Raw genomic sequence first — 6,762 nt, forward strand, 5'->3', positions numbered from 1 at the left:
GGAATTTTCAGTTTATCTCTCGATTAATAATGTGATTGTCATCAAGATATAAACTGATACGAAGATTTTCAACTATTACAGACCTTTTATTCTCTTATAGTACTCAACAAAACCATCTATTGCCTATTGAATATATTTTTGTTTCTTTATATTAAAACCAGTCTGTAGGATATGCAAACTAAATATCTCACTTTAGCAATTGTATACTTTTGTCTATCACTTTCGAGCAATGGACAGAATATTGACAAACAAATCAAACAATACATTAAAGATAATCAGCCTGAAGAAGCTCTTCATCTAATAAACAATCATCCTGATACAAAAAGTAATACAAATCACGATAATCTTGTTTTATTTCAAAAAAAGTTCCTGAATAAAAAGACCAATATTGAGAACTTTAATCCTTTACTACTGGACTCTTTTATACAGATTTTAAAAAAGGCAGATATAACAAGAGAAATCAATTGGCACACTACCGCTTCTAATTCATTTTATGCATACCAATTAATAGACCTTCCAAGAGTTAGTTTAATGGGTTGTAAAGTACTAGAAAAGGAGATTAAGCAGAAGAATTTAAATACTTCCAAACTACTGCTTTCGCATCTTATTTGGATGACATCGGAACTAAAGTTTTATAACAATTCTCTTTCCTCTAAATTACTCCCTTCATCACAGACATACTCCTCGGACTATAGCAAACACAGAATGGAAGCCAGTCACATCACTAATAAATACGATCTTAAAACAGAACAAGCCATAAGACACCTCTTTTTCAAAAACATTTCCAACCTTGCAATATTAGCCTCAGAAAATAAGGACACAACACTGACTAATAATATATTTAAATATGCTATTTTATCAGGTCAACCATTACCACCTATCAACTACTTAAAAATTCTGTACCAGGCCGAATCCAATGATGAAATTCAATTCTACCATACACAAATAGCTAGTCACCTCAACTACTTTTCATACGACAACATAGTTAAACTATGTATTTTAACAGATAGAACAGTACTCTTCGCCATTAAAAAACAATACGAAACCAGTGGTTTGCAAACAAACGACCTCATTTTGGCCAACATCAACCTTTATTTAAAAGACATTGTCAAAGCAAAAGAACTATTTAGCCAAATTGAAAAATCGCAGCATAATTTTCCAATTGCGCTAATAGCAACCAGCTACCTGTCTTTTGCCCAAAACCAGTTAGCAAAAAGAGAATTACCTGAAGTTGAACTAATTGAACTCTTCACATTGGCTAAGAATTATTTCATTGAAGCCAATAAAACCAACCCTTCTCAAAAAAATATAGAGCAGATCCACCCTTGTGACAATTGCATTACTATTGCTCAACAATCATAATGACTGCATAGATTGGTTTCCTTTTATCAATCATTGATAACAATGGCCGCTCTTTGCTTTTTCCCATCCATTAAAATAGTTAATGGATCTTCAAACTCAACATGACGAAAGTATTCAGTTTCGCGCACCAACTTTTGTGATTTTAACCTATCTAGTTTTACAAATTGTTCGTCATTATTATGGTGAACACTAAAGTATCCCACATTCATGGATGTGACATTATGGAAGAAATGCGATCCCAGAGAAGCATCTAGTGGAAAATCAGGTAAGCCCATTTCAACAATAACACGTGCATGTGATATTTGCGACCAAAATACCGGAATGCCCGTAAAACGATCGCGTGTACCCCATCGTCCGGGACCAATCAGTACATATTCTTTGCCTTGCTCTTCGAAATACTTATTAATTTCGGCCATCTCGGCGCCCATCTCAGCAGTTTTGGTACGATCAAATACATCAATATTCATATACACCACATCTTTAATATGGTTTAATCGACCGTTACCCATACCTTTAATCGACTGCAATATCATTTTATCGGTATCCTCTGCCTCAAAGTCAATATTTACATTGTTTTCAACACGGATAAGCGGTTTGATTTGCAAAAGGTATAAAGTTGGCAGATTTCGACGCCCTGCCTCCAGATCAACAGCAAACTCAATTTCAACAGGCGCACCCATTGCCTCTTTAAAGAAACGAAGCAACATATCCAGCGTTTGCGAAAGCGGAATATAGTCGTACTTAAGAATATTTGAGTAGTTAACCACACGCGGCCCACGTTTTGAGAAGTCATTGGTCATTCGGTCGTAATTGTAATCATACACCGAAGCACAATGCTTCAGGTTTCCATCTTCTTCGGCTTCTTTAATGCTTAGCTTAACAATGGCAGCATCTTCGCCCCCCTTTTCAAGGCAGAAATCATCTTTTTCTAAATCTAAGGCATAGAAATAGGTTTGTGAATCTTTTATCTGATCCTGTATGGAATTCAATTCCAGTTTTGGATGTTTAGGGCAGAAACGATAGGCTTTTTCTCCGCCAACCACATACTTACCCAAACCAACTCCTAACACGGCAAAACCGTCCTCAGGCTTCATATAAGAAAATGGATAGTAGTTATATGACTGTGCCACACCACTAATATGAGGGTAAAAACGATCTCCGACCTTGCCACCAACAACCTCCTGAATAATAACGGCCATTTTCTCCTCCTCAATCTTATAATTTACCGCATCGAAATAAGCCTTGGCAGGATCACTAAACATGGAGGCATAAACTAATTTGACAGCAGTACATAACTGTCGGAAACGCTCATTGACATCGGGGTGATTATTGGGCACCATGAATGTGGCATAAACACCAGCAAAAGGCTGCAACAGACTATCTTCAAATAATCCGGAAGAACGCACGGCCAAAGGCTGATCCATGACCTCAACATATTGCATTAGCTTTTCATTCACCTCATCGCTTAGCTCCGATTTCAAGAACAACTCTTTAATCTCGTCATATTTCTTTTCAACGAAAGCCAAAGTATAGAGATTGTTCTTCTCAATAAAATGGGTGAATTCACCAGCACCAATAATGGTTGTAACCGGAATACGAATATTAATATTATCGATGATGCGATCAAAGTTGATGTTCTCAATAAAATTACTCAGGAAAGCCACACCACGACCTTTACCACCAAAGGATCCTTCGCCAATACGCACAATGTATCGACTACTCTTAACCATATCCTTATCAAACATCACAACCTTGCCACGAAGACGCCTTAAACGCACATCTTCAAATACTTCAAGTATAGCTTGTCGGAGCTTTGTTGAACTTTCAAAGTCCTCAATCCGATATGGACGGAGGCGTTTAGCAATGGTTATCTCTCCCCTAGCCATCAGCCAGGTTGAAATACCATTACGGCGGGCATGATACAGTAACGATTCAGGTGTAACCTCTTCAATACAATCAACAAACTCCTTCATATTACGTGCCACCGCCACTTTGGCGCCACGTGTATTCTTAAAAACAAAATTACCAAACCCGAGTTTTTGGTGGATGAAATTGTATATATCAAGTGATAAGCTATCGGAGTTTTTATCGATAAAATCAGAATTAACAGCTTCGGCACGCAGAGCATTAGCCGGATCTGATGATTGCAGCAAGGTTGGTATTATGGTTTTTGACTTTACATATTTAATCAACTCAACGCCAGCATCAACATCGTCGACACCATTGCGGGCATATTGCACATCTGAAATCACACAAATGAGGTTGTCAAGGTATTTATCTACAATCTGAACGGCATCTTCATAATTACTTACCAGTAAAATTTTCGGACGCACACGCATCTTCATGATTTTATGCAACTGATCGCTCGATTCTTCGCTCAGAATCGCTTGCGTTTGGCGCATAATTATCGAGTACAACAATGGCAGATAACGGGTATAATACTTTTGTGAATCTTCCACCAGGAGGATAACACGTACATCACCCACCTTTACATCGTTGGCCACATTCATTTTGTCCTCAACGTATTTAATCATCGCTAAAAAAACACGAGAATCACCATTCCAAACAAATACACGATCGATGTGCTCAATATTACCGCTCGCCTCGTCAAAGAACTTGAGATCGGCATTATTATTAACCATTAACAAAATAGGCACATTGGGCTGCACTTCTTTTAAGCGAGCACTCATTTGCAAGGGTAACTGCTTATCAAGACCTGCCATAAGTATGATCATATCAAACTCACGCTCGGCCATTAATTCTTCAGCTTCGGCACAGGTGGCAACACTTGTAATACGGGGCGCTGTAAACAAATTCAACTGTAAGTACTCGCCAAATATCTTATCAAAAAAACGTCCTTCACGCACTATGCTATAGGCATCGTAATGATTGGCAATGAGTAAAACTTCCTTGACCTTAAAGGACATTAGCTCCTGAAAAATGTCACGATCGGAACGCTTACGATTATATAGATTTGAAAGAGATAATTCGTTGATGTTGTTATTCATCCTATAGATTTTAGACTGATAGAGCTTAGACTATTAGACAACAAAGTACTGACCCTAAAGTTGAATTGAACAATAGCAGCAAAATAAGTGAAAAATGTTGGGATGAGAAGAAAAGAGGGATGATTTTGAGATTAAGAATGGCATGCTATGTGACAGTTCGCTTGACCTTCTCTAATGATTAGGGCTTTGAGAAAGATGGAAACAAAACATGACTAACTTTAATTGTAAAGTTATTTGTATTTTTAAACACCAATTAAATTATAATGTATGAGCCACTTCATTACTGATATTCAAATCAACAAGATATTCCATTTAGAGAATATTCATATACCTATTGACAAAAAGGAGAAAAAACATCTAATAATTACGGGTAAAAATGGAAGTGGAAAAACGTCTTTACTTATTTCACTTAAAGAATTATTGAGCAGAATAATAAACGATTCTACGCTACAATTTTTACGATATGGAGAATTCTTAGATTCCTCCAAGATTAGACTAGAACAATTAATCAATCAAAATGCTCCTCATACAGCTATACACCAACAAGAACAAAACTTCAAATACCATAACGAACAATTTCAAAATACCTTTGGAAAGGTAAACATTAATTTTACTCATATTATTGAAATATCTAAACTAGTTCATGCTAATAATTTCGTCATGGCCATATATGAAGCCAATCGAAAGACATTAATGAACAAACCCCCTAACCCTGAGAAACCGAACCTAAAAACACTCTACCAGATACAAGACAACACTCAACAGGAATTCCTAAAATTCTTAGTTGACCTAAAAGTTCAAGAAGCTTTAGCTCGTAATGAGAATGACGAAAAGTATGCCGATGAAATAAGAGTCTGGTTCGATAACTTTACAAACCTTTTAAAAGATATATTTGGCAACAGCAATGTTCAATTGGAGTTTAATTTTAAAGACTACTCCTTTTCTATAATTGAAAACAACAAGTGCTTTGGCTTTAATGAATTATCTGATGGCTACTCGGCAATTATTGATATTGTAGCCGATTTGATACTAAAAATGCAATCACCCGATAATATTACCCGTGCTTTTCAAAAAGAGGGTATTGTGTTAATTGACGAAATAGAAACCCACCTTCATTTAGAATTGCAAAAAACCATTCTTCCATTTTTAACAAAGGTATTCCCTAATATTCAATTTATTGTTACCACCCACTCGCCATTTGTACTAAGTTCTATTGACAATGCTGTGGCCTATGATTTAGAAAAACAAGAAAGTTTGGACGACTTGAGTACATACTCATATGAAGCATTGGCAGAAGGTTACTTTAATGTTAGCAGCGAATCATCTCACCTTGACTGCAAGCTGAAACGATTTGAAGAATTACTCGATTTGGTAGAACGAGATATGGCTGAAACAAAAGAACTTAAAAATCTTGATGAAGAACTTGGCCAGCTGGATAAGAATTTAACTCCTGAGAATATATTAGAACAGTACCTTCTATTAAAAGTAAAATACCCTATCAAATAAGCTTGTATGATTAAAGTACGCAAGGCTAAAAAAGTTCCTGCCTCATTACACAAGAATCCATGCACAGCTTACGATGGACAAGATGTGCAGACTCAACTCATCACAGACCACGATGGCAAATGTTACCTTTGCGAGCAATTGACACACAAGAGCTTTGAAATTGAACACTTAAAACCAAAAGCAGAAGGCTATTACCCTGAGTTAAAATTCAAATGGAACAATTTGTTTCTTTCATGCCCCTACTGTAATGGAAGGAAGCACAATGCTCTACAGTTGCTTGACCCAACAACCAACCAGATAGAAGAAATAATAGAACAACGTATCGATTTTTCATCTCAAAAAGCAACATTTGAAAGTATCAATACCGATAAGCAAACAGTGGACACCATTACTCTGCTAAAGAAACTCCATAATGGTAAAAATGAAATTCGCGATGTCAGAACCAACGAGTTCTATAAAGATATTAAGCAACAAATTAAAGGCTTTCTAAAACTATTGGTTGATTATCAATGCAATCCGTCAACCGAAAACAAACAAGCCGTCATTGACAGTCTGCATATTAGCAAAGAATTTTTGGGTTTTAAATACTGGATAATAAAGGACTCTGATTCACTAAATGCAACTTTCAGTTCTTACCTTAAATGGAATTAAGCATTTGACAAACCCAATGTTTATTTCTATGACATCCAATCAGATATCTACGACATCAAAAAAGATGTGTATCCATATAAAATTAGATGAACACCTATATCAAAATTGATAATAACAGTATCAATAAGGATGTGTATTTATATGAATTTTGATATCATGAAGTTGTTTAAAGTCCTAAAATAGAATAAATTAAGCGGTTTAATTAATTGATATTCTGATGATTAAATGGTATATT

The 6,762-nt window shown here is 35.9% G+C and carries 4 protein-coding genes; 3 read left to right on the top strand and 1 reads right to left on the bottom strand.

Annotation, left to right across the window (positions count from 1 at the left end; all coding sequences use genetic code 11):
- Positions 1 to 171: 171 nt before the first annotated feature.
- Complete coding sequence (locus JIV24_RS15660) at positions 172 to 1,362, top strand: hypothetical protein (protein ID WP_200466005.1); 1,191 nt, start codon at positions 172 to 174, stop codon at positions 1,360 to 1,362.
- A gap of 26 nt (positions 1,363 to 1,388) precedes the next feature.
- Here the strand turns inward: JIV24_RS15660 and JIV24_RS15665 are convergent, their stop codons facing one another.
- Positions 1,389 to 4,370, bottom strand: a complete 2,982-nt coding sequence (locus JIV24_RS15665; RefSeq protein ID WP_200466006.1) for a PEP/pyruvate-binding domain-containing protein — start codon at positions 4,368 to 4,370, stop codon at positions 1,389 to 1,391.
- Between the two features lie 267 nt (positions 4,371 to 4,637).
- Between JIV24_RS15665 and JIV24_RS15670 the strand changes: the two genes are divergently transcribed.
- The gene (locus JIV24_RS15670) at positions 4,638 to 5,876 is read left to right on the top strand and encodes an AAA family ATPase (protein ID WP_200466007.1); all 1,239 of its coding nucleotides are present in this window, start codon (positions 4,638 to 4,640) and stop codon (positions 5,874 to 5,876) included.
- 6 nt (positions 5,877 to 5,882) lie between these two features.
- The gene (locus tag JIV24_RS15675; protein ID WP_200466008.1) at positions 5,883 to 6,527 is read left to right on the top strand and encodes an HNH endonuclease; all 645 of its coding nucleotides are present in this window, start codon (positions 5,883 to 5,885) and stop codon (positions 6,525 to 6,527) included.
- The last annotated feature ends 235 nt before the right edge of the window (positions 6,528 to 6,762 follow it).

Source organism: Carboxylicivirga marina (genome assembly GCF_016612505.1).
GTDB classification, from domain to species: domain Bacteria; phylum Bacteroidota; class Bacteroidia; order Bacteroidales; family Marinilabiliaceae; genus Carboxylicivirga; species Carboxylicivirga marina.

Coding starts and splice junctions, on each gene's coding strand:
- JIV24_RS15660 (WP_200466005.1), top strand. CDS start 172: ATGCAAACTAAATATCTCACTTTAGCAATTGTATACTTTTGTCTATCA.
- JIV24_RS15665 (WP_200466006.1), bottom strand. CDS start 4,370: ATGAATAACAACATCAACGAATTATCTCTTTCAAATCTATATAATCGT.
- JIV24_RS15670 (WP_200466007.1), top strand. CDS start 4,638: ATGAGCCACTTCATTACTGATATTCAAATCAACAAGATATTCCATTTA.
- JIV24_RS15675 (WP_200466008.1), top strand. CDS start 5,883: ATGATTAAAGTACGCAAGGCTAAAAAAGTTCCTGCCTCATTACACAAG.